We start from the raw sequence: 19,381 nt of genomic DNA on the forward strand, positions 1-19,381 counted from the left end.
TTATAGGTTTTGCCCTATCAATTTTTACAAGGCGCGCAAGCAGTCGGTTGCGTGTGCATGTAAAGTTGGTGGTGCCCATGCTGAAGAACGCATCTATCACGGTGAAACTTGTAATCACGAGCAGTATTGTTCTGATCGTGACTCTCTTTTGCGGCATCTCGGTTATCGCCTGGCAGTCAGCCCGGATCGCACGTGATATTGCGGTCGGCGAAGCGCGGGCAGTTGGCGAGCGCGAGGCCCAGTCGATCCGCCGGCAACTCGAGGCCGGTCTGACGATCACGAAGGGCATGGCCGCGAGCATGAGCGCGCTCAAGGCGTCCGGAGACGTGGACCGGAACGCATGGACCGCCATCATTCGCGAGACGATGAAGGGCGAAAAGAACCTTTCGGGAGCCTGGGGTGTTGTCGTCACCGATGACTTGGACGGACGCAATGCGGAGTTTGCCAGCGCCGACAACATGCATGACGCCACGGGCCAATGGCGTCCCTATGTGTTTCGCAATCCCGACGGAAGCTTTGGCGAGAGGCCGACGGGAGAGGTCACCGACTCCTCGGGCAAGGTGAGCGACGCCGCAGACAAGGAGTGGTTCTCGCGCACCTACCGGACCGGCAAGGTGTTCGCCACCGAGCCCTACACCTGGCCGGTTGGCGATGCGATGGCGATTGGTGTCTCCATGTCCGCGCCCATCATGAATGATGGCAAGGTCCTGGGCGTGGCCGGTATCGATGTGTTCGCCACCGGATTTTCCGAGCAGCTTGCCACCATCCGCCCACTTGGAACGGGGCAGGTTTCTCTCGTATCCCAGCAGGGAACCTGGGTGGCCCATCCCGATACCGACCTGATCGGCAAGCCCTTCGCGGATGCCTTCGATGCGGCCCGTGAAACCGGACTCGATAGCGGTCAGAAAGCTGTGCGCGAGGGGAGAGCGATCGACTATGCCGGCTGGTCCGAGGCGCTTGGCGAAGGCGTGCAGAGGATGATCATTCCGGTCAAGATCGGCGAGACCGGCCAAACCTGGTCGGTGCTCGTGACCGTTCCCTTGTCGAGCCTCCTGGTCGCCTCCAACACGATCGTGGCCTGGATCGTTGGCGTTGGTCTTGTCTTGCTGGTTACCGTGGCCGCGGCGCTCTACATCGTCGGTCAGCGTGTTATTCGTCGTCCTGTGGAGCTGACCCTTGGTCACATCCAGTCGCTTATCGACGGACACTACTCGGTGGAGATCGACACGGCCCGCCGCGCCGACGAGATCGGGCGTATCGGAAAGGCTTTGGAGGTCTTCCGTGATCAGGCCGCGCGTGCCGAGGAGCTTTCGGCCGAGCAGGAAAAGGAGCAGCACCGTCGCATTGCGCGAGCGGAAACGGTGGCCAGATTGACCGCCGACTTCGATGCCTCCGTGGCTCAGCTTCTTCAGTCGGTCTCCCATTCGGTCGTCAATCTCAACGCGGCTGCGGGGGAATTGACGGGCGCGGCGGAAGACACCAGCCATCAGAGCACGGCCGTGGCCGCGGCGTCGGAGGAGGCATCCTCAAACGTGGGCACGGTCGCGGCCGCCGCCGAGGAGCTTTCGGCGTCGGTGTCTGAAATCTCCCGTCAGGTGCGGTCTTCGGCCGATATCGCGGAAAGCGCTGTGACACAGGCCCAGCAGACGAATGCCAGGATCGAGGGCCTTTCGAGTGCTGCAAGCCGGATCGGCCAGGTCGTCAAGCTGATCAACGATATTGCGGAGCAGACCAATCTCCTGGCGTTGAATGCCACAATCGAGGCGGCGCGCGCCGGTGAGGCGGGCAAGGGCTTCGCTGTCGTGGCGGCGGAAGTGAAGGAGCTTGCGACGCAAACCTCCAAGGCCACGGAGGAGATTGTCGCCCAGATCCAGCAGGTCCAGGGTGAAACCGACGGTGCGGTGGAGGCAATTCGCGAAATCTCGCATACCATCGAGGAGATCAACAAGATCTCCGGCGACATCGCCGCCAGCGTCGAGCAGCAGGGGGCTGCGACCAACGAGATCGCCATGAATGTGCAAGAGGCAACGACAGGAACGCAGGATGTGTCACGAAACATCGCCGGCGTTTCCCGAGCCGCCCAGCTTACCGGCAACGTCGCGGTGCGGATTCGCTCCGACGCCGAGGCGCTGCAAAGCGAGGAAGAGCGCCTGCGAAAGAGCGTGGAGAGCTTCCTGAGCGACATTCGCCAGGCAAGTTGAGATCGTAGTCCACGCAATGTGGGGACGAACGAACAAGGGGCACGTTCCTTCGAACGTGCCCCTTTTCGCGTTCGCACATCGAGGTGAAGTGTGCCTCAGGCTACCTTTTCCAGACGTTCGGCGATGAAACGTCCAAGCTGTGCGGCCCCGGCCTCGTCAACGGCAAGCCCGAGCTTTGAGCGCCGCCACAGCACGTCCTCGGCCGTACGCGCCCATTCGTGGTCCATCATGTAGGCGACCTCGCGCTCGCTCAAGCCTGCGCCGAAGTCGAGGCCGAGATCCTGCGGCGTCTTGACTCCGGCAAGCAGAACCCGCGTCTTCGTGCCGTAGGCGCGGGCCAGGCGACGCAGCAGCGCCCGGTCGAGATCCGGCCAGTCGGCCGCAAGTCCGGTGACGAGGTCCTCGAAGCCGGTCGCGGCGAAATCGCCGCCGGGCAGCGGCGGCGTCGCAGTCCAGCTTTTGCCCTTGGCCCCGATTGCCTTCTCGACAAGGTCCATGACTGACAGTGCCAGCCGCCGGTAGGTGGTGATCTTGCCGCCGAATATGTTGACGAGCGCCGGCTCAGCACCCGTGCCCCGCTCGAGCTTCAGGACGTAGTCGCGCGTTGCCTCCTGTGCCTTGGAGGCGCCGTCGTCGAAGAGCGGGCGCACGCCGGAGTAGGTCCAGACCACATCGTCGCGGGTAATCGGCTGCTTGAAATACTCGCCCGCCGCCGAGATCAGATAGGCGATCTCCTCCTCGCTGGCGGAGACATCGGCGGGATCTCCCGTGAAGTCGCGGTCGGTCGTGCCGATCAGCGTGTGTTCGCCCTCGTAGGGAATGGCGAAGACGATCCGACCGTCCCCGTTCTGGAAGATATAGGCGCGGTCGTGGTCGAAGAGCTTGCGCACAACGATGTGGCTGCCCTGCACGAGGCGGACGTGATTGGCATCGCTGCGCTGCATGGCGCCATGCAGAACCCGGTCGACCCAGGGGCCGGCGGCGTTGACGAGAAGCCGCGCGGAGACCTCGCGGATGTCGCCGCTGACCGTGTCCTGAAGCCGGACGCGCCAGAGATCGCCGGTCCGCTCGGCTGAGACAACCTTGGTACGGGTATTGATCTCGGCGCCCCGATCGGCCGCATCGCGCGCGTTGAGCGCCACGAGGCGGGCATCGTTCACCCAGCAGTCGGAATATTCGAAGGCGGTGGAGAAGCCGGGCTTCAGAGGCTTGCCGGCCGCATCGTCGCGCAGATCCAGCGTCTTCGTCGCCGGCAGGAGCTTGCGCCCGCCGAGATGGTCGTAGAGGAACAGTCCAAGGCGCAGCATCCAGCGTGGGCGAAGCCCCTTTTGGTGCGGCAGGACGAAGCGCAGCGGATGGATGATGTGCGGTGCGATCGACCACAGCAGCTCGCGTTCGCCGAGCGCCTCGCGCACCAGCCGGAACTCGTAGTATTCGAGATACCTCAGGCCGCCGTGGATGAGCTTGGTCGACCAGGAGGACGTGCCGCTGGCGAGGTCGTTCATCTCGGCAAGGCAGACCGAATAGCCCCGGCCGACGGCGTCGCGGGCGATGCCGCAGCCGTTGATGCCGCCACCGATGATGAGGATGTCGAACGGCGCGTTTTCTTTCTGCGCGGTCATAGCGCGATGTCTCCCGTCGTCTCGTCAGGATGGCCGGCCTCCTCCCCGCCGGCCTCCGCTATTTCAACCCGGACGCCGCTGTCCCGGCAGATCTCCAGAACGGAGGCCGGCGGTGCCCGGTCTGTGATGAAGGTGTCGATCTCGGCAAGGTGACCGATGCGTACGGGCGCGCTGCGCTCGAATTTCATGGCGTCGGCCACGAGAAGCACCTGGCGCGCGTGCGACAGGATCTCGCGGGAGACGCGAACCTCGCGGAAGTCGTAGTCGAAGATCGTGCCGTCGGCATCGATCGCCGAGGCGCCGATCACGGCGTAGTCGACCTTGAACTGGCGGATGAAGTCGACGGTGGCCTCGCCGACGATGCCGCCGTCGGAGGCGCGCACCTGGCCGCCCGCGATGATCACCTCGACATCCGGCGCGGTTCGCAGGATGTTGGCGACATTGATGTTGTTGGTGATCGCCATGATGCCGTCGTGCTGGCGCAGGGCGCGGGCCACCTGCTCGGTGGTGGTGCCGATGTTGAGCATGATCGAGGCATTGTCGGGAATGAGCGCCGCGGCCCTCAGCCCGATCTGCCGTTTGCCCTCGGCGGCGAGCTGGCGTCGGGCGTCATAAGCATAATTTGCAATACCTGACGGCAAAACGGCGCCGCCGTGCACGCGCTGCAGCAGGCCGCGCTCGCAAAGTTCGTTCAGATCCTTGCGGATCGTCTGTGGGGTGACGTCGAAGTCGATGGCCAGAGCCTCGACGTCGACGCGACCAGACCTGCGTGCACGGTCAAGGATATCAGCCTGCCGAGGGGACACCGGGTCCATCTGACGGCCTTTCGTTTTTTTTCGATTTTATCTTTTCATGTCTTCGCGCTGCTCGCATGTGCAGCATGAAGGGCGTTTTCACTGGATTTTGCACTTTTCGCGCAACGAATGGCAAGGCGATTTTCGGGTTGACGTTCATTTTTTTTCGTTTGATAGTTTATCCGCAAGTTTGCTTGAAAGCTTACTTCAGGGAGGAGATTTCATGCGCAGAGATATTCGAGCGGCCGTAGCGGCTGTTGCGCTTATAGCAGCTTCCCCTTCGGCATTTGCCGGAACGGAAGAAGCGAAAAAGTGGATCGACAGCGAATTCCAGCCGTCCTCGCTGTCCAAGGAGGGACAGCTCGCCGAGATGGAGTGGTTCATCAAGGCGGCGGAGCCCTTCAAGGGGATGGAGATCAACGTTCTGTCGGAGGGGATTCCGACCCACGAGTATGAATCGAAGACGCTGACCAAGGCGTTCGAGGAGATTACCGGCATCAAGGTGAATCACCAGATCCTGGGCGAGGGCGAGGTCGTCCAGGCGGTGCAGACGCAGATGCAGACAAACCGCAATCTCTACGACGCCTATGTCAATGACTCCGATCTGATCGGCACGCACTCGCGCCTGCAGCAGGCGGTGAACCTGACCGACTGGATGGCCGGTGAGGCCAAGGACGTGACGTCGCCGACGCTCGATCTCGACGACTTCATGGGCATTTCCTTCACCACCGGGCCCGACGGCGATCTCTACCAGATGCCCGACCAGCAGTTCGCCAATCTCTACTGGTTCCGCAAGGACTGGTTCGATCGCGCGGACCTGAAGGCGAAGTTCAAGGAGAAATACGGCTACGAACTTGGCGTGCCGGTGAATTGGTCCGCCTATGAGGACATCGCCGAGTTCTTCACCGAGGACGTCAAGGAAGTCGACGGCGTGCGCGTCTATGGCCATATGGACTATGGCAAGCGCGCGCCCGATCTTGGCTGGCGCATGACCGATGCGTGGCTTTCCATGGCCGGCACCGGCTCGAAGGGCGAGCCGAACGGGCGGCCCATCGACGAATGGGGCATCCGCATGGACGAGGGCTCGTGCAACCCGTCGGGCGCCTCGGTGGCCCGTGGTGGCGCGACCAACGGCCCGGCGGCGGTCTACGCCATTCGCAAGTGGGACGAGTGGCTGCGCAAATACGCGCCTCCCGGGGCGGCCGACTACGACTTCTACCAGTCGCTGCCGGCGCTCAGCCAGGGCAACGTCGCCCAGCAGATCTTCTGGTACACCGCGTTCCTGGCGGACATGGTCAAGCCGAAGTCGGAGGGCAACAACACCGTCGACGACAACGGCATGCCGCTGTGGCGTGCGGCGCCCAGCCCGCACGGCCCCTACTGGGAAGAAGGCCAGAAGGTCGGCTATCAGGACGTGGGCTCCTGGACGATCCTGAAGTCGACGCCGACGGATCGCGCCAAGGCCGCCTGGCTCTACGCCCAGTTCGTGACCTCCAAGACGGTCGACGTGAAGAAGAGCCATGTCGGTCTCACCTTCATCCGCGACAGCACCGTGCGCCACGAGAGCTTCTCCGAGCGCGCACCAAAACTCGGCGGCGTGGTCGAGTTCTACCGCTCGCCCGACCGGGTGCGCTGGTCGCCGACCGGCATCAACGTGCCGGACTATCCCAAGCTCGCGCAGCTCTGGTGGCAGCAGATCGGCGACGTGAACTCGGGCACCTTCACGCCGCAGGAAGCCATGGACCGTCTCGCCGGCGAGATGGACACGATCATGGGTCGCATGCAGCGCGCCGACGAGGCCAACAACACCTACGGCGGCTGCGGTCCGCGCCTCAACGAGCCGAAGGATCCGTCCGAGTGGCTTGGCAAGGGCGGCGCCAAGGCCAAGCTCGACAACGAGAAGCCGAAGGGCGAGACGGTCAACTACGACGATCTCGTCCAGCGCTGGGCCGAGAACTGATCAGCCCGGGTGATGGCGGTCGGGGGACGTGTGCGTTCCCCGACCGTCCCGGTCGCCGGCTTGCACGGGCGCGGTCCCGAGACCGGCCGGCGATGTTTCCGATCCCCTACGCACGACCAACAGGGCAGCGACCCATGTCCCTTGAATTGAGGCAGGTGGCCTTGCGCGCCGGTGCCGAGACGCTCATCCACCCGACGGATCTCGTCTTCGAGCCTGGCAGCTTCAACATTCTTCTCGGCACGACGCTGGCCGGCAAGACGACCCTGATGAAGCTGATGGCGGGGCTGGAGCGCCCGACGTCCGGCCAGGTGCGCTTCGGCGGGCACGACGTCACCGGCGTCTCCGTGCGCCATCGCAACGTGTCGATGGTCTACCAGCAGTTCATCAACTACCCCAACATGACGATCTACGAGAACATCGCCTCGCCGCTCCGCGTTGCGCGGATGGAGGAGGCGGAAATCCGCAACCGCGTCGGCCGGATGGCGGAACTCCTGAAGCTCGACGCCATGCTCGAGCGCCGGCCGGCGGAGCTTTCGGGCGGACAGCAGCAACGCACCGCGATGGCGCGCGCGCTGGTCAAGGACGCCGACCTCGTCCTGCTCGACGAACCGCTCGCCAATCTCGACTTCAAGCTGCGCGAGGAGTTGCGCGACGAGCTTCCCCGCCTTTTCGCCGACCGCGACTGCATCGTCGTCTACGCGACCACCGAGCCGGTCGAGGCGTTGCTTTTTGGTGGCAACACCGCCTGCCTTTTCGAAGGGCAGGTCACTCAGTTCGGCCCCACGGGCACGGTCTATCGCAACCCCGTTGACCTGACGAGCGCCCAGGTCTTCGCCGATCCGCCGATCAACGTGGTCGCCGCCCGCAAGACGGGCAACCGGTTCACCCTGCCCGCGGGGGAGGCGGTCGAGGCCCCGCCTGGCATGGGCTCTCTCGCCGACGGCGCCTATACGCTCGGCATCCGCCCGCACCATGTCTCGCCTGTTCCGCAAGGCGAGATGCCGGTACCGGTCGATGGGCGGGTGCTCGTCACGGAGCTCTCGGGGTCGGAAAGCATCATCCATTTCACGTTGCACGGGGAGACCTGGGTTTCCCAGTCTCACGGCATCCATCCGTTCGAGGTGGGCACGGCGCAGCGTCTTTATGCCGACATGTCGCAGGCGATGGTGTTCGCGCCCGACGGTCGACGCATTCCGGCCAAGGGAGGGCAGAATGGCCAGAATCCTGCTCGATGAGCTGCGGCACGCCTACCGGCCCGATCCGGTCGACGACGCCGACTGGGCCCTGAAGCGGCTCGACCTGGAATGGGAGGACGGCGGCGCCTATGCGTTGCTTGGCCCCTCCGGCTGCGGCAAGACCACGCTTCTGTCGATCATTTCCGGCCTGCTGAGGCCAACCGGCGGCCGCGTTCTCTTCGACGGCGAGGATGTGACGGATCTGCCGCCCGACCGACGCCACATCGCCCAGGTGTTTCAGTTCCCGGTCGTCTACGACACGATGACCGTCTACGACAATCTCGCCTTCCCGCTGCGCAACCGCAGCGTCAATGAGGCCCGCGTCGACGCCCGGGTGCGCGAGATCGCCGAGATGATCGACCTGACGCACATGCTCAAGCAGCGCGCGGCCGGCCTGACCGCGGACGGCAAGCAGAAGATTTCGCTCGGTCGCGGGCTGGTGCGCGACGATGTCAACGCGATCATGTTCGACGAACCGCTGACAGTCATCGACCCGCACCTGAAGTGGCAATTGCGCTCAAAGCTGAAGGAGCTGCACCAGCGGGTGCGCACCACGATGATCTATGTCACCCACGACCAGACCGAGGCACTGACCTTCGCCGACAAGGTGGTGGTGATGAACCAGGGCGAGGTGGTGCAGATCGGCACGCCCGTGGAGCTGTTCGAACGACCGAGGCACACGTTCGTAGGCCATTTCATCGGGTCGCCCGGCATGAATGTTCTGCCTTGCGCGCTTGACGAGGGCGGTCGCGTCAGCATCGCCGGTACGCCGGTGGCGACAAGCGCTTCCGCCGCGCCCGCACCCGGCGCCGGCCGCATCGAGGTCGGCGTTCGCCCGGAATTCGTCAGCTTCGCGGACGGTGCGGGCGAGGGACGGCTTCCCGCCCGGGTCGTCAAGGTGGCCGACGCGGGGCGCTTCCGCATCGTCGAGGCCGATGCCTCCGGCAACGCGATCAAGCTGCTTGTCGCCGAGGGCGTCGACATTCCCGGGGAGGCCGCCTGGCTCTCCCTCGACCCCGCACACACGGCCGTCTACCGCGACGGCTGGATCGTCGCCTGAGGCGGGAGGATCGGATGAACAAGACACACGACAATCGCGCCTGGCTCTTCGTCCTGCCGGTGGTGGCTCTCGTCGCCTTCAACGCCGTCATCCCGCTGATGACGGTGGTGAACTACTCGGTGCAGGAAACCTTCGGTGACAACGTCTTCTTCTGGGCGGGCGTCACCTGGTTCGAACAGGTGCTGCGTTCGGAGCGTTTCCACGACGCGCTGTTTCGCCAGCTCGTCTTTACCGGAACGATCCTGGTGATCGAGATCCCGCTCGGCATCGCCATCGCGCTGACGATGCCGCGCAAGGGGCCGTGGGTTCCGGTCTGCCTGGTGCTGATGGCGCTGCCGCTGCTGATCCCCTGGAACGTCGTCGGGGCGATGTGGAATATCTTTGCCCTGCCCGACATCGGCCTGCTCGGGCGTGGTCTCAACGCGCTCGGTTTCGACTACAACTTTACCCGCCAGCCGGGAGATGCGTGGTTCACGCTGATCCTGATGGATGTCTGGCACTGGACGTCGCTCGTCGTGCTGCTCGCCTATGCCGGGCTTGTGTCCATTCCCGACGCCTATTACCAGGCGGCGCGCATCGATGGCGCCGGGTCGCTGGCGATCTTCCGCTACATCCAGCTTCCGAAGATGAAGCGGGTGCTGACCATCGCCGTGCTGTTGCGCTTCATGGACAGCTTCATGATCTACACCGAGCTTTCGGTGCTGACCGGCGGCGGGCCGGGCAATTCGACGACATTGCTGTCCATCGATCTGGTCAAGATCGCGCTGGGGCAGTTCGATCTCGGGCCGGCGGCCGCCATGTCGCTGATCTACTTCCTCATCATCTTGTTGCTGAGCTGGGTGTTCTACACCTTGATGATGCGCAACGAGCAGTCGTGACGAAAGGTCCGCCATGACCCGTATCAGCCGTTTCGTTCCCGTTCTCTACATCGCCTTTCTGTTGCTGCCGATCTATTGGCTGGTCAACATGTCGTTCAAGACGACCAATGAGATCCTGGGATCCTTCACGCTGTTCCCGAGGGAGTTCACGACCGAGAACTACGTCAAGATCTTCACCGATCCGACCTGGTACATGGGGTATGTCAACTCGCTGACCTATGTGCTGCTCAACACGGTGATCTCGGTGCTGGTGGCCCTGCCGGCCGCCTATGCCTTCTCGCGCTACCGGTTCCTCGGCGACAAGCACCTGTTCTTCTGGCTGCTGACCAACCGCATGGCGCCGCCGGCGGTCTTTGCCCTGCCCTTCTTCCAGCTCTATTCGGCGGTTGGGCTGTTCGATACGCCGATTGCCGTGGCGCTGGCTCATACGCTGTTCAACATTCCGCTGGCGGTGTGGATCCTGGAAGGCTTCATGTCGGGCGTGCCGAAGGAACTCGACGAGACCGCCTATGTGGACGGTCATTCCTTCTGGTCGTTCTTCCTGAAGATCTTCGTGCCGACGATCGCCGCCGGCATCGGTGTCGCCGCCTTCTTCTGCTTCATGTTTTCGTGGGTGGAGCTGCTGCTGGCGAAGACGCTGACCTCCGTCGACGCCAAGCCCATCGCCGCGGTGATGACCCGCACGGCGAGCACGTCCGGCTACGAGCTGGGCCTGCTCGCGGCGGCGGGCACGCTCACCATCATTCCCGGCGCCTTCGTCATCTACTTCGTACGCAATTACATCGCCAAGGGCTTCGCGCTCGGGCGCGTGTGACACGCGCAAACCAAGGGGAGAGACCGTCATGGGATTGAGCTGGATGGCCTGGACCGGACCGACAGCCGCCTTCTTCGTCTTTATCGCCGGCTGCTTCGCGGTCATGTCCGTGTGGGAATATGTGTCGCCGGGCGGTGGTCCGCGTCATGGCGCCCTGGGTCTCGACACGACACGCGGCGACCGGCTTTTCATCTCGCTGCTGGGCAGCGCCTTCATCTTTCTCGGCTGGCTCGGCCTTGTCGGGCCGGTGCTGTGGATCCCGCTCGCACTCGCGATCGTCTACGCAATCTGCGTCTTCCGCTGGGTCTGAGCGCCGGCTGATCCGGGCGAGGCTTGTTCGCACGGGCGACTCGCGGAAGGATCCGGTAAAGGTTCAACGCGCGGGCGCAAGAGATGACGTCACCCAGAAGATCGTTCGACCATGGCCTCTCAGGTGCGGGCGGCAAGACGGCGCGCCGGAGCGGCCTGGTCGTGTTCGCCGTCGCGCTGGCGCTCGCCGGCGGTTCGGCAGGGGCCTCGGAAGGGTGGCAGTCGGGTGGACAGATCGAGACGCTCTGCACGGCCGAGCCGCAAGGAAATCCTGTCGCCGTCACCTTCTGCCTTGGCTACCTGCAGGGTGCGCTCGACGCTTTCCTGCTCGGCCGTGCCAACTGCATTCCGCCTGGCGTGGACGCCAACGGACTGCGGCAGGCGCTGCTTGATCATCTGAAGAAACACCCGGAGGGCCGGAGGACCAGCGGCCCGCTGCTTGTCTATGACGCCTTCCGCGCCACCTGGCCGGCCTGCTCCAACATGCCGGCCATGGCCCGCTGATCCCGTTTGCTCGCACAAAAGCAAAACGCGCCGGACCCTCTCGGATCCGGCGCGTCTGATTGCGGTCTGAAGCCTGTTTGGGGCTGTCGTCAGGCGACGGCCCGCGCGAGCGCGCACTGCTTCCACAGCGACTCGATCGAGCGCACCAGGTGCTCGATGTCCCCGTCCGAATGCAGCGGCGACGGCGTGATGCGCAGGCGCTCCTGCCCCTTGGGCACGGTCGGATAGTTGATCGGCTGGATGTAGATCCCGTAGCTGTCGAGCAGGATGTCGGAGATCATCTTGCACTTCACCGGATCCTTGACCATCACCGGGACGATGTGGCTCGGGTTATCGAGGTGCGGAATGCCAGCGGCATCGAGCCGCTTGCGGACCGCGGCGACCCGGTTGGCGTGACGCAGGCGCAGCCGTGCGCCCTCAGTCGACTTGAGATACGCGATCGAGGCCTGGGCGCCGGCGGCCAGCGCCGGCGGTAGCGACGTGGTGAAGATGAAGCCGGACGCATAGGAACGCACAAAGTCGCAAAGCGCGTCCGAGGCGGCGATATAGCCACCCATGACGCCGAAGGACTTGCCGAGCGTGCCCTCGATCACCGTCAGGCGGTCCATCAGGCCCTCGCGCTCGGCGACGCCGCCGCCGCGCGGACCGTAGAGGCCGACCGCGTGCACCTCGTCGAGATAGGTCATCGCGCCGTATTTGTCGGCGATGTCGCAGATCTCCTTGATCGGCGCGATGTCGCCGTCCATCGAATAGACGGACTCGAAGGCCACGAGCTTCGGACGACCCGGCTCGATCTCGGCGAGCTGGCGCTCCAGATCGGCGATGTCATTGTGCTTCCAGATCCGCTTTTCGGCACGCGAGTAGCGAATGCCCTCGATCATGGAGGCGTGGTTCAGCGCGTCGGACAGCACGACGCAGCCCGGAAGGTGCGCGGCAAGTGTGCCGAGCGCCGCCCAGTTGGAAACATAGCCGGACGTGAACAGCAGGGCGGAGGACTTGCCGTGGAGATCGGCGAGTTCCTGCTCAAGCAGCACGTGGTAGTGGTTGGTGCCCGAGATGTTGCGCGTTCCACCGGCCCCGGCACCACAGCGCTCGAGCGCCTCGTGCATGGCACCGGTCACGACCGGATGCTGGCCCATGCCGAGATAGTCGTTGGAACACCAGACCGCGACGTCCTGTTCTCCGTCCGGCGTGTGGCGCGTGGCGCGGGGGAACTGGCCCGCCTTACGTTCGAGATCTGCGAAAACCCGGTAGCGGCCTTCCTTGTGCAAACCGTCGATCTTGCTTCGAAAGAAGCTCTCGTAATCCATTCCGGCCTCCGGCATGTCAGTTCGTCATGCTGTCGCCGCCAGGCGGGCGCCAGCGATGAAATTTCGCATATCCGCAAATTAGTGTCATTCCAAGTTATAGACCAATGCAAAACAGTAAGTGAATTGGGAATATGCCTGAGGGGTCATTTCGACGCAGCGCGCCGGCATGAAAGCCTGTTGCGAACCTCGCCCTGCACCGGCTTCTTCCGTGATCTTCCTTGCGTTGGAACTTCCCCTTGTCCATAAGTCCGCGGGAAGGGACCGGCAGGGTCTCTTTCTCCAACCCTTGGTCAAATCGGGAGATGGAACGTTGAGCCAGTTCCAGCCGCGCGTATTCTCGGGCGTTCAGCCCACCGGCAATCTTCATCTCGGCAATTATCTCGGCGCGATCTCGCGCTTCGTGCCGCTGCAGGACGAGATGCCGACGATCTACTGCGTCGTCGACCTGCATGCGATCACGATCAAGCACGACCCGAACGTGCTTGCCCAGACCACCCGGGAAGTGACTGCCGCCTATCTCGCCGCGGGCATCGATCCGCAGAAGGCGATCATCTTCAACCAGAGCCAGGTTCGCGAACACGCGGAGCTTGCCTGGATCTTCAATTGCATTGCGCGCATCGGCTGGCTCAACCGCATGACGCAGTTCAAGGAGAAGGCCGGCAAGAACCGGGAAAACGCTTCGGTCGGGCTCTTCGCCTATCCGACCCTCATGGCGGCCGACATCCTCGCCTACCGGGCAACGCATGTGCCGGTCGGCGACGACCAGAAGCAGCATCTGGAGCTGACCCGCGACATCGCGCAGAAGTTCAACAACGACTTCGCCGATCGCATCAAGGAGATGGGGCTGGGCATTCCCAACCCGACGCCGAGCCCTGAACTGCCGGATGAGCTTTTCTTCCCGATGACGGAGCCGATGATCGCCGGTCCGGCCACGCGCATCATGAGCTTGCGCGACGGCACCAAGAAGATGTCCAAGTCCGATCCCTCGGACCTGTCGCGCATCAACCTGCGCGATTCCGCCGACGACATCGCCAAGAAGATCCGCAAGGCGAAGACCGATCCCGAGCCGCTTTCGGGTGAGATGGAAGGCCTTTCCGAGCGCCCCGAGGCGGCCAATCTCGTCGGCATCTATGCCGCGCTCTCCGGCCGCACCAGGGAAGAGGTGCTCGCCGAGTTCGGCGGTCAGCCGTTCTCCATCTTCAAGCCGGCCCTTGCCGATCTCGCCGTCGAGAAACTCGCGCCGATGACCGGAGAGATGAACCGCCTGCTTGACGATCCGGGCCATATCGATGCCGTTCTGCGCGAGGGTGCCGGCCGGGCATCGGAGATCGCCGGACCGGTGCTGCGCGATGCCCGCCGGATCATGGGCTTCCTCGAGGGCCGCTGATCGGCGGATCGCCATCCACGACAGTGAGCGACCATCAGGGCCGCGCCGGTTTTCCGGCGCGGCCCTTGCCAATTCCGGGGGCGGGAGGCTAGTCTTCGGTGGAACAAAGATGGAACATATCCGCGAACGGAACCAGACGGCATGACCACCAATCGCATCCTGCTCGACGATCCGCTCTGCGATGGACGCCAGTCTGAAGCCGCCACGCGGGTCTGGCGCGGTGCGGCGCGGATGCTGCGGGCGGCGGGCTTTGCCTGTGTCGGCGAACTGACGCTTGCCTCTGGGCGGCGCGCCGATCTTGCTGCCGTCGGGCCGAAGGGGGATGTCTGGATCGTGGAGGTGAAGTCCTCTCTCGCCGATTTCCGTGCCGACGCCAAATGGCCCGATTACCGCGCCCATTGCGACCGGCTGTTCTTCGCAAGCCATGCCGGCGTCCCGGCGGAGGTGTTTCCGCAGGACGCGGGGTTGATCCTGTCCGACGGCTACTTCGCGGAGATCCTGCGTCCTGCTCCCGAGCACAGGCTGTCGGCGGCGACGCGCAAGGCGGTGCTGCTTCGCTTCGCCCAGGCCGCGGCCAATCGCCTGCACGACGCGCTCGATCCCGACCTTCGTGCGTCCGTCGGCGGAATGGGCTGAGGCGTTCGCGCCTTTCCCGTTGCAATCCCGCCGGTCCTTTGCGACTAAACCGCCAGCAGCATCGCAGCCAGGGAGGCGCATGGACGTGTCGTCGGCAGACGTTGGGTCAGCCCGTGCGGGAGATCGGGTTTGCGTTGCCATTTGCACATGCGACCGGCACGAGCCGTTGCGCCAGGCGCTGCATTCCCTCGCGCGCCAGAGCGTCGGCACGGGCCTGCGCGTCATCGTCGTCGACAATGGTCGCGTGTCGGCGCGGCGGGTGGCGGCGGAATTCTCCGATGTCTTCGATCTCGTCTACGACCGGGTGAGCGAACCGGGCCTGACGGCGGTGCGTAACCGCTCTCTGCGTCTTGCCCTGGAAAGCGGCGCGGAGTTCGTGGCATGTCTCGACGATGACGAGCGCGCCGACGACGACTGGCTCGAGGCGCATCTCGAGGCGGCCGACAGGACCGGAGCGGATATCCAGATCGGCCCCATTGCGCCGGTTTACCTGGCGCCTCCGCCCGGCTGGATCGTGAGCGGAGGGTTCTTCGTCGAGGACTGCGAGTCGCCGACGACAGCAAATCTGCTGCTGCGCCTTTCGTGCCTGCCCGAGGACGAAGCCGACTGGTTCCAGCCGGATTACGCCGCGACGGGTGGCGAGGACTATGAGCTCATCACCCGGCTGTGCAGTCAGGGCGCGCGCTATGGGAGTGCCGCCGGCGCGCGCGTCCGCGACGTGGTGCCCGCCGACCGCTTGACCTTGCGCTTCATGTTGCGTCGGGGATTGCGCGACGGGGTCTATTTCGGGACCTGGGCGCGCAAGACGCATGCGAGCTTCGCCCAGGCCGGTCTCGTCTGCGTCGGCAAGCTTTGCGCCAAGCTCGGCTATGCGATCAACCATCTGTTCTGGTCGCCGCTGGCGGGGTGGCGGGCGCGACGCGCCGGCGTCGACCTTGCGTCGGCCGTCGGCGTCGTCATCGGTCTGTGCGGGATCAAGCTGCGCTTCTACGGACACGCCGCCAGGGGGGAATGAGCGCGCCCGTTCAGCGCGGCGCGCGCTTCGCCAGAATGCGCTGCAGCGTGCGGCGGTGCATGTTGAGCCGCCGGGCGGTCTCCGAAACATTTCGGTCGCACAATTCGTAGATCCGCTGGATGTGTTCCCACCGCACGCGGTCGGCCGACATCGGGTTCTCCGGCGGTGCGGCCCGCTCTTCGCTCGAACTGGTCAGCGCCGCCAGCACGTCGTCGGCGTCCGCCGGCTTGGCGAGGTAGTCGACCGCGCCGAGTTTCACCGCCGTCACCGCCGTCGCGATGTTGCCGTAGCCGGTCAGGATCACAACCCGCGCCTCCGGCCGACGGGCACGGATTGCCTCAACCACGTCGAGGCCGCTGCCGTCTTCCAGGCGCATGTCGACAACGGCGAAGTCCGGCGCCTTGATGCGAACCTTCTCGAGCGCCTCGCGGACACTGTCGGCGGTTGTCGTTTCAAAGCCACGCTTCTCCATGGCGCGCGCGAGGCGCTGCTGGAACGGCCTGTCGTCATCGACGATAAGCAGGCTCTTCTGCATTGCTGTGTCGCATTCCAGGCGTTCGTCCATGCCCGTTTCCACGTCCCTTGATTGTTTCACCCCCTTATATGGGGGTTTTTCCCCGGGGCAAATGTCTTCGCCCGGGTGCGGCAGTCCGTCCTGTCAGGCGGAAGCGTCTTCCGCCCTCCAGGTCACATTGCGCTCGTCGCCGCCGCGAGGCCAGCTGACGCGGACCACAGCACCGCGCGCCGGCGGGGTGCGGTTTCGCAGGCGCAGGTCCGCTCCGGTGCGCTCCAGAAGCGTCTTGGCGATGAAGAAGCCGAGACCGAGCCCGCCGCCGCGTTCGCCCTGGCCGGGGCGGCCTTCGCGCGTCTCCCGGTAGCCGCGTTTCGTGACATAGGGCTCTCCCAGCCGCGTGATCACGTCCGGGGCGAAGCCACGTCCGTCGTCGGAGACCTCGATTGTGACGCTGGCGGGCGTCCAGCGTGCGGCGATCTTCACCTCGCTCGCGGCGAAGTCGATGGCATTTTCGAGAATATTGCCCAGTCCGTAGTGGATCGCCGGATTGCGGATGCCGATCGGCTCGGCTCCGTCGCCGCGGATGTCGACGAGGATCTCTATCCCGAAGGCACGGCAGGGCTCGACGACCTGCTCGATCAGGTGCGAAAGCGGCTCGCCGTGGAAATGCTGGTCCCGGTCGTCGGAAAGCGACGAGAGCTTCGACAGGATCTCGCGGCAACGTTGCGCCTGGGAGAGAATGAGCTCGACGTCCTCGCGCAGCCCTTCCGGCAGCGCGTCGGCTTGTTCGGGGGCAATGTCGGCGAGGTCGCGCGCCAGCTCCTTGGAGGTGAGATAGACGGTCGCCATCGGCGTGCCGAGTTCATGAGCCGCCGCCGCCGCCAGGCCGTCGAGCGCATGCAGGTGCTGTTCGCGGGCCAGCACCAGCTCGCTGGCGGCAAGGGCGTCGGAGAGCTGCCGGGCCTCCTCCGCGACACGGTAGGCATAGACGCCCATGAAAGCGAGCGAGCAGACCAGCGAGATCCAGACGCCGAGCGCATAGATGCTGGGCAGGCTGAAGGTTCGCCCCTCCGGCCAGGGCAGCGGCAGGTGGTCATAGGCGACCAGGGTGGCGATGACCGCCGCGAGGAGACCGAGGTAGAGCGTCTTGCGCGCCGATAGTCCGGTCGCCGACACCATCACGGGGGCGAGCAACAGGAAGGCAAAGGGATTGCCGAGACCGCCGGTGAGATAAAGAAGCCCACCCATCTGCGCCAGATCGTAGGCGAGCTGTAGTGTCGCGGAGCGCTGGGAGAGGCGTTGCGACTGCGGCGAGCGGATCTTCAGCAGGATGTTGACCCAGGCCGAGGCCGCCACGAGGCCTATGCAGGCGGCGAAGGGCAGCGGGTAGTCCAGTCCGAAGCGCACGAGAAGAAGCGTCGCCGTCTGACCGGCGACCGCCATCCAGCGCAGCCGGACGAGAGTGTCGAGTTTCAGCCGCCGGTGCGGTGATCCCAGTTCCACGATTTCCGTATTCGTCATGCCCCTGCCGCATCCGTCTCAGCGTCGGGCATCCCGTTCGCCCGTTCCCGACTATGTGTAGCCATGGTCCCGGCGCGTCAATCAAACCTTGTGCTTTCCGCCGTGCCCATGCTAGCCAGCCGGACAAAGTCGGGCGCGGCGCGTCGCCGTACCGGCGGGATTGGACGAAGGTCAGGACAGGATACTCCAGCATGAGCGATACCAATGACGCGGCCGATGGCCAGGTGAACCAGGCCGGCGGCGCGCCGGGCATGAGCATCATTGCCCAGTACATCAAGGACCTGTCGTTCGAGAACCCGAATGCTCCTGCATCGCTGCAGCCCAAGGAGCAGCCGAAGCTCGACATCAACGTCAACGTCGGCGCCCAGCCGATGGGCGAGAACCAGTTCGAGGTCGTGCTGACCCTGACCGCGAGCGCCAAGACGCCCGAGATGACGGTCTTCGCCATCGAACTCGTCTATGCCGGCATCTTCCGCATCGCCGGCGTGCCGGAAGAGCACCTGCATCCTTTCGTGCTGATCGAGTGCCCGCGCATGCTGTTCCCCTTCGCGCGCAACATTCTGGCCGAGGCCTCGCGCAACGGCGGCTTCCCGCCGCTCATGCTCGACCCGATCGATTTCGCCCAGCTCTATCGCCAGAACATGGAGCAGGGTGGCGGGGACGCGCGCCCGAACTGAGGGCAGGGCAGCCTTTTGCATTGTGAAACGAAAAAGCCGCGGACCCTGTCCGCGGCTTTTTTCATGTGTGCGGCCTTGCGGCGCGAGGTGCTTTCCGGGCGCCTCAGTCGCCGGTGCGCGGGGCCGGTGCGTGGCCGCGATCTGCCATGAACCGGTCGAACTCCTCGTGGTCCTTCTTGCGGCGCAGCTCGCGCAGGAAGTCATCGAACTCCGCGCGCATCGTCTCGATGCGGGCCCGCTCTTCCTCGAGACGGCGCAGCTCGCGGTCGCGATAGGCGTCGAAGGCGGAGTTGCCGGTGTCGCCACGCAGGCCCGAGGACATGCCTCGCCCGACCGGGGAGGTTCGGAACTGGTGGCGTGCGTCGTCGAATGCCCCGCGCAGGCGGTCGCCCCATAGAATATAGGCGAGCATGGCAAGGCCGATCGGCCAGGCGAAGATGAAGCCGAGAACCATCAGGCCGATCGTAAGCGGTGACCATCCGGGGCGGATCGCACAGGAGCGGCGTTGGCCGGCCTCGCTCTGCGAATTCATGGTGGAGGTGTAGCTCATCGTGTTCCTCGCAGGTGTTGGGTACGAGAAACATGTGGTCGCGTGGCGCGGAGGTTTCAAGAAGACCCGCGGCCGGGGGGGGGGGCGTGCGCAGGCACGTGTGGCCGAGCACGCGGACGGTCCCTCGCGGATGGAGTGGATGGACACGCCGGTCAGCCTCCGGCGGGCAAGGATCGTGGGCATGGCGCTCGCCAGAGCTTGAAGGGAGGACGTGAAAGGAGCGCGCGCGTTTGAGGAGGGTGTCCGGGCAGGGTTTTTGTTGTTTGTCTTGAAGTGGGGTTGAGACTTTAGGTTTTGGCTTTGACGCTTGGATGACGTTTTGGGGTTTGTGTTTGAGTGATTTTGGGGGTGGGGCTATCGGGCTTGTTTTGTTGGAGGGATTTTGGTTTTGCGC

The 19,381-nt window shown here is 64.7% G+C and carries 18 protein-coding genes; 12 read left to right on the plus strand and 6 right to left on the minus strand.

Annotation, left to right across the window (positions count from 1 at the left end; all coding sequences use genetic code 11):
- Positions 1–77 precede the first annotated feature (77 nt).
- On the plus strand, positions 78–2,201 hold the full coding sequence (locus tag ACSLUQ_RS17485) for a methyl-accepting chemotaxis protein (protein WP_461809253.1): 2,124 nt from the start codon (positions 78–80) through the stop codon (positions 2,199–2,201).
- Positions 2,202–2,296: 95 nt separating this feature from the next.
- On the opposite strand, the gene glpD is transcribed toward ACSLUQ_RS17485, so the two are convergent.
- Together glpD and ACSLUQ_RS17495 are read right to left on the minus strand one after the other, a co-directional pair.
- Positions 2,297–3,823 (minus strand): glycerol-3-phosphate dehydrogenase, encoded by a 1,527-nt coding sequence (gene glpD / locus ACSLUQ_RS17490; RefSeq protein WP_461809254.1) that lies wholly within the window; start codon positions 3,821–3,823, stop codon positions 2,297–2,299.
- A complete protein-coding gene (locus ACSLUQ_RS17495; RefSeq protein ID WP_417771232.1) occupies positions 3,820–4,638 on the minus strand; it encodes a DeoR/GlpR family DNA-binding transcription regulator in 819 nt (272 codons plus the stop codon). The genes glpD and ACSLUQ_RS17495 overlap by 4 nt, the downstream gene beginning before the upstream one ends.
- Before the next feature lie 202 nt (positions 4,639–4,840).
- Between ACSLUQ_RS17495 and ACSLUQ_RS17500 the strand changes: the two genes are divergently transcribed.
- The 7 genes from ACSLUQ_RS17500 to ACSLUQ_RS17530 all read left to right on the plus strand — a co-directional run bounded on the left by ACSLUQ_RS17500 (position 4,841) and on the right by ACSLUQ_RS17530 (position 11,377).
- On the plus strand, positions 4,841–6,577 hold the full coding sequence (locus ACSLUQ_RS17500) for an ABC transporter substrate-binding protein (protein ID WP_417771231.1): 1,737 nt from the start codon (positions 4,841–4,843) through the stop codon (positions 6,575–6,577).
- 134 nt (positions 6,578–6,711) lie between these two features.
- Entirely contained in the window at positions 6,712–7,812 is a 1,101-nt protein-coding gene (locus ACSLUQ_RS17505; RefSeq protein ID WP_417771230.1) for an ABC transporter ATP-binding protein, read from the plus strand.
- Positions 7,790–8,872 (plus strand): ABC transporter ATP-binding protein, encoded by a 1,083-nt coding sequence (locus tag ACSLUQ_RS17510; RefSeq protein WP_461809255.1) that lies wholly within the window; start codon positions 7,790–7,792, stop codon positions 8,870–8,872. Before ACSLUQ_RS17505 ends, ACSLUQ_RS17510 begins: the two co-directional genes overlap by 23 nt.
- 14 nt (positions 8,873–8,886) lie before the next feature.
- Positions 8,887–9,750 carry a carbohydrate ABC transporter permease gene (locus ACSLUQ_RS17515; protein ID WP_461809256.1) on the plus strand — a complete coding sequence of 288 codons (864 nt, stop codon included), beginning with the start codon at positions 8,887–8,889 and terminating at the stop codon, positions 9,748–9,750.
- Between the two features lie 13 nt (positions 9,751–9,763).
- Positions 9,764–10,564 (plus strand): carbohydrate ABC transporter permease, encoded by an 801-nt coding sequence (locus ACSLUQ_RS17520; protein ID WP_417771227.1) that lies wholly within the window; start codon positions 9,764–9,766, stop codon positions 10,562–10,564.
- A 28-nt stretch (positions 10,565–10,592) separates the two neighbouring features.
- Positions 10,593–10,874 (plus strand): DUF2160 domain-containing protein, encoded by a 282-nt coding sequence (locus ACSLUQ_RS17525; RefSeq protein WP_417771226.1) that lies wholly within the window; start codon positions 10,593–10,595, stop codon positions 10,872–10,874.
- 83 nt (positions 10,875–10,957) lie between these two features.
- Positions 10,958–11,377, plus strand: coding sequence for a Rap1a/Tai family immunity protein (locus ACSLUQ_RS17530; RefSeq protein ID WP_417771225.1), 420 nt, complete (start codon positions 10,958–10,960; stop codon positions 11,375–11,377).
- An 89-nt stretch (positions 11,378–11,466) separates the two neighbouring features.
- Here ACSLUQ_RS17530 and hemA read toward each other — a convergent pair whose 3' ends face one another.
- Positions 11,467–12,687 carry a 5-aminolevulinate synthase gene (gene hemA / locus ACSLUQ_RS17535; protein WP_417771224.1) on the minus strand — a complete coding sequence of 407 codons (1,221 nt, stop codon included), beginning with the start codon at positions 12,685–12,687 and terminating at the stop codon, positions 11,467–11,469.
- A gap of 310 nt (positions 12,688–12,997) precedes the next feature.
- Between hemA and trpS the strand changes: the two genes are divergently transcribed.
- From trpS to ACSLUQ_RS17550, 3 genes are all read left to right on the plus strand, one after another.
- Positions 12,998–14,074, plus strand: coding sequence for a tryptophan--tRNA ligase (gene trpS / locus ACSLUQ_RS17540; protein ID WP_417771223.1), 1,077 nt, complete (start codon positions 12,998–13,000; stop codon positions 14,072–14,074).
- Positions 14,075–14,215: 141 nt separating this feature from the next.
- Positions 14,216–14,710, plus strand: coding sequence for an MmcB family DNA repair protein (locus ACSLUQ_RS17545; protein ID WP_461809257.1), 495 nt, complete (start codon positions 14,216–14,218; stop codon positions 14,708–14,710).
- Between the two features lie 85 nt (positions 14,711–14,795).
- Positions 14,796–15,725, plus strand: a complete 930-nt coding sequence (locus ACSLUQ_RS17550; RefSeq protein WP_461809258.1) for a glycosyltransferase family 2 protein — start codon at positions 14,796–14,798, stop codon at positions 15,723–15,725.
- Between the two features lie 10 nt (positions 15,726–15,735).
- On the opposite strand, the gene ACSLUQ_RS17555 is transcribed toward ACSLUQ_RS17550, so the two are convergent.
- Both ACSLUQ_RS17555 and ACSLUQ_RS17560 read right to left on the minus strand, forming a co-directional pair.
- The gene (locus tag ACSLUQ_RS17555; protein ID WP_461809259.1) at positions 15,736–16,290 is read right to left on the minus strand and encodes an ActR/PrrA/RegA family redox response regulator transcription factor; all 555 of its coding nucleotides are present in this window, start codon (positions 16,288–16,290) and stop codon (positions 15,736–15,738) included.
- Between the two features lie 93 nt (positions 16,291–16,383).
- On the minus strand, positions 16,384–17,760 hold the full coding sequence (locus ACSLUQ_RS17560; protein ID WP_417771219.1) for an ActS/PrrB/RegB family redox-sensitive histidine kinase: 1,377 nt from the start codon (positions 17,758–17,760) through the stop codon (positions 16,384–16,386).
- A gap of 191 nt (positions 17,761–17,951) precedes the next feature.
- Between ACSLUQ_RS17560 and secB the strand changes: the two genes are divergently transcribed.
- Entirely contained in the window at positions 17,952–18,437 is a 486-nt protein-coding gene (gene secB, locus ACSLUQ_RS17565) for a protein-export chaperone SecB (RefSeq protein WP_417771218.1), read from the plus strand.
- 103 nt (positions 18,438–18,540) lie between these two features.
- Here the strand turns inward: secB and ACSLUQ_RS17570 are convergent, their stop codons facing one another.
- Positions 18,541–18,987: a DUF2852 domain-containing protein gene (locus tag ACSLUQ_RS17570; RefSeq protein ID WP_417771217.1), complete on the minus strand. Its 447-nt coding sequence runs from the start codon at positions 18,985–18,987 to the stop codon at positions 18,541–18,543.
- Positions 18,988–19,381 lie beyond the last annotated feature (394 nt).

It is taken from the genome of Stappia sp. ICDLI1TA098, assembly GCF_054880955.1.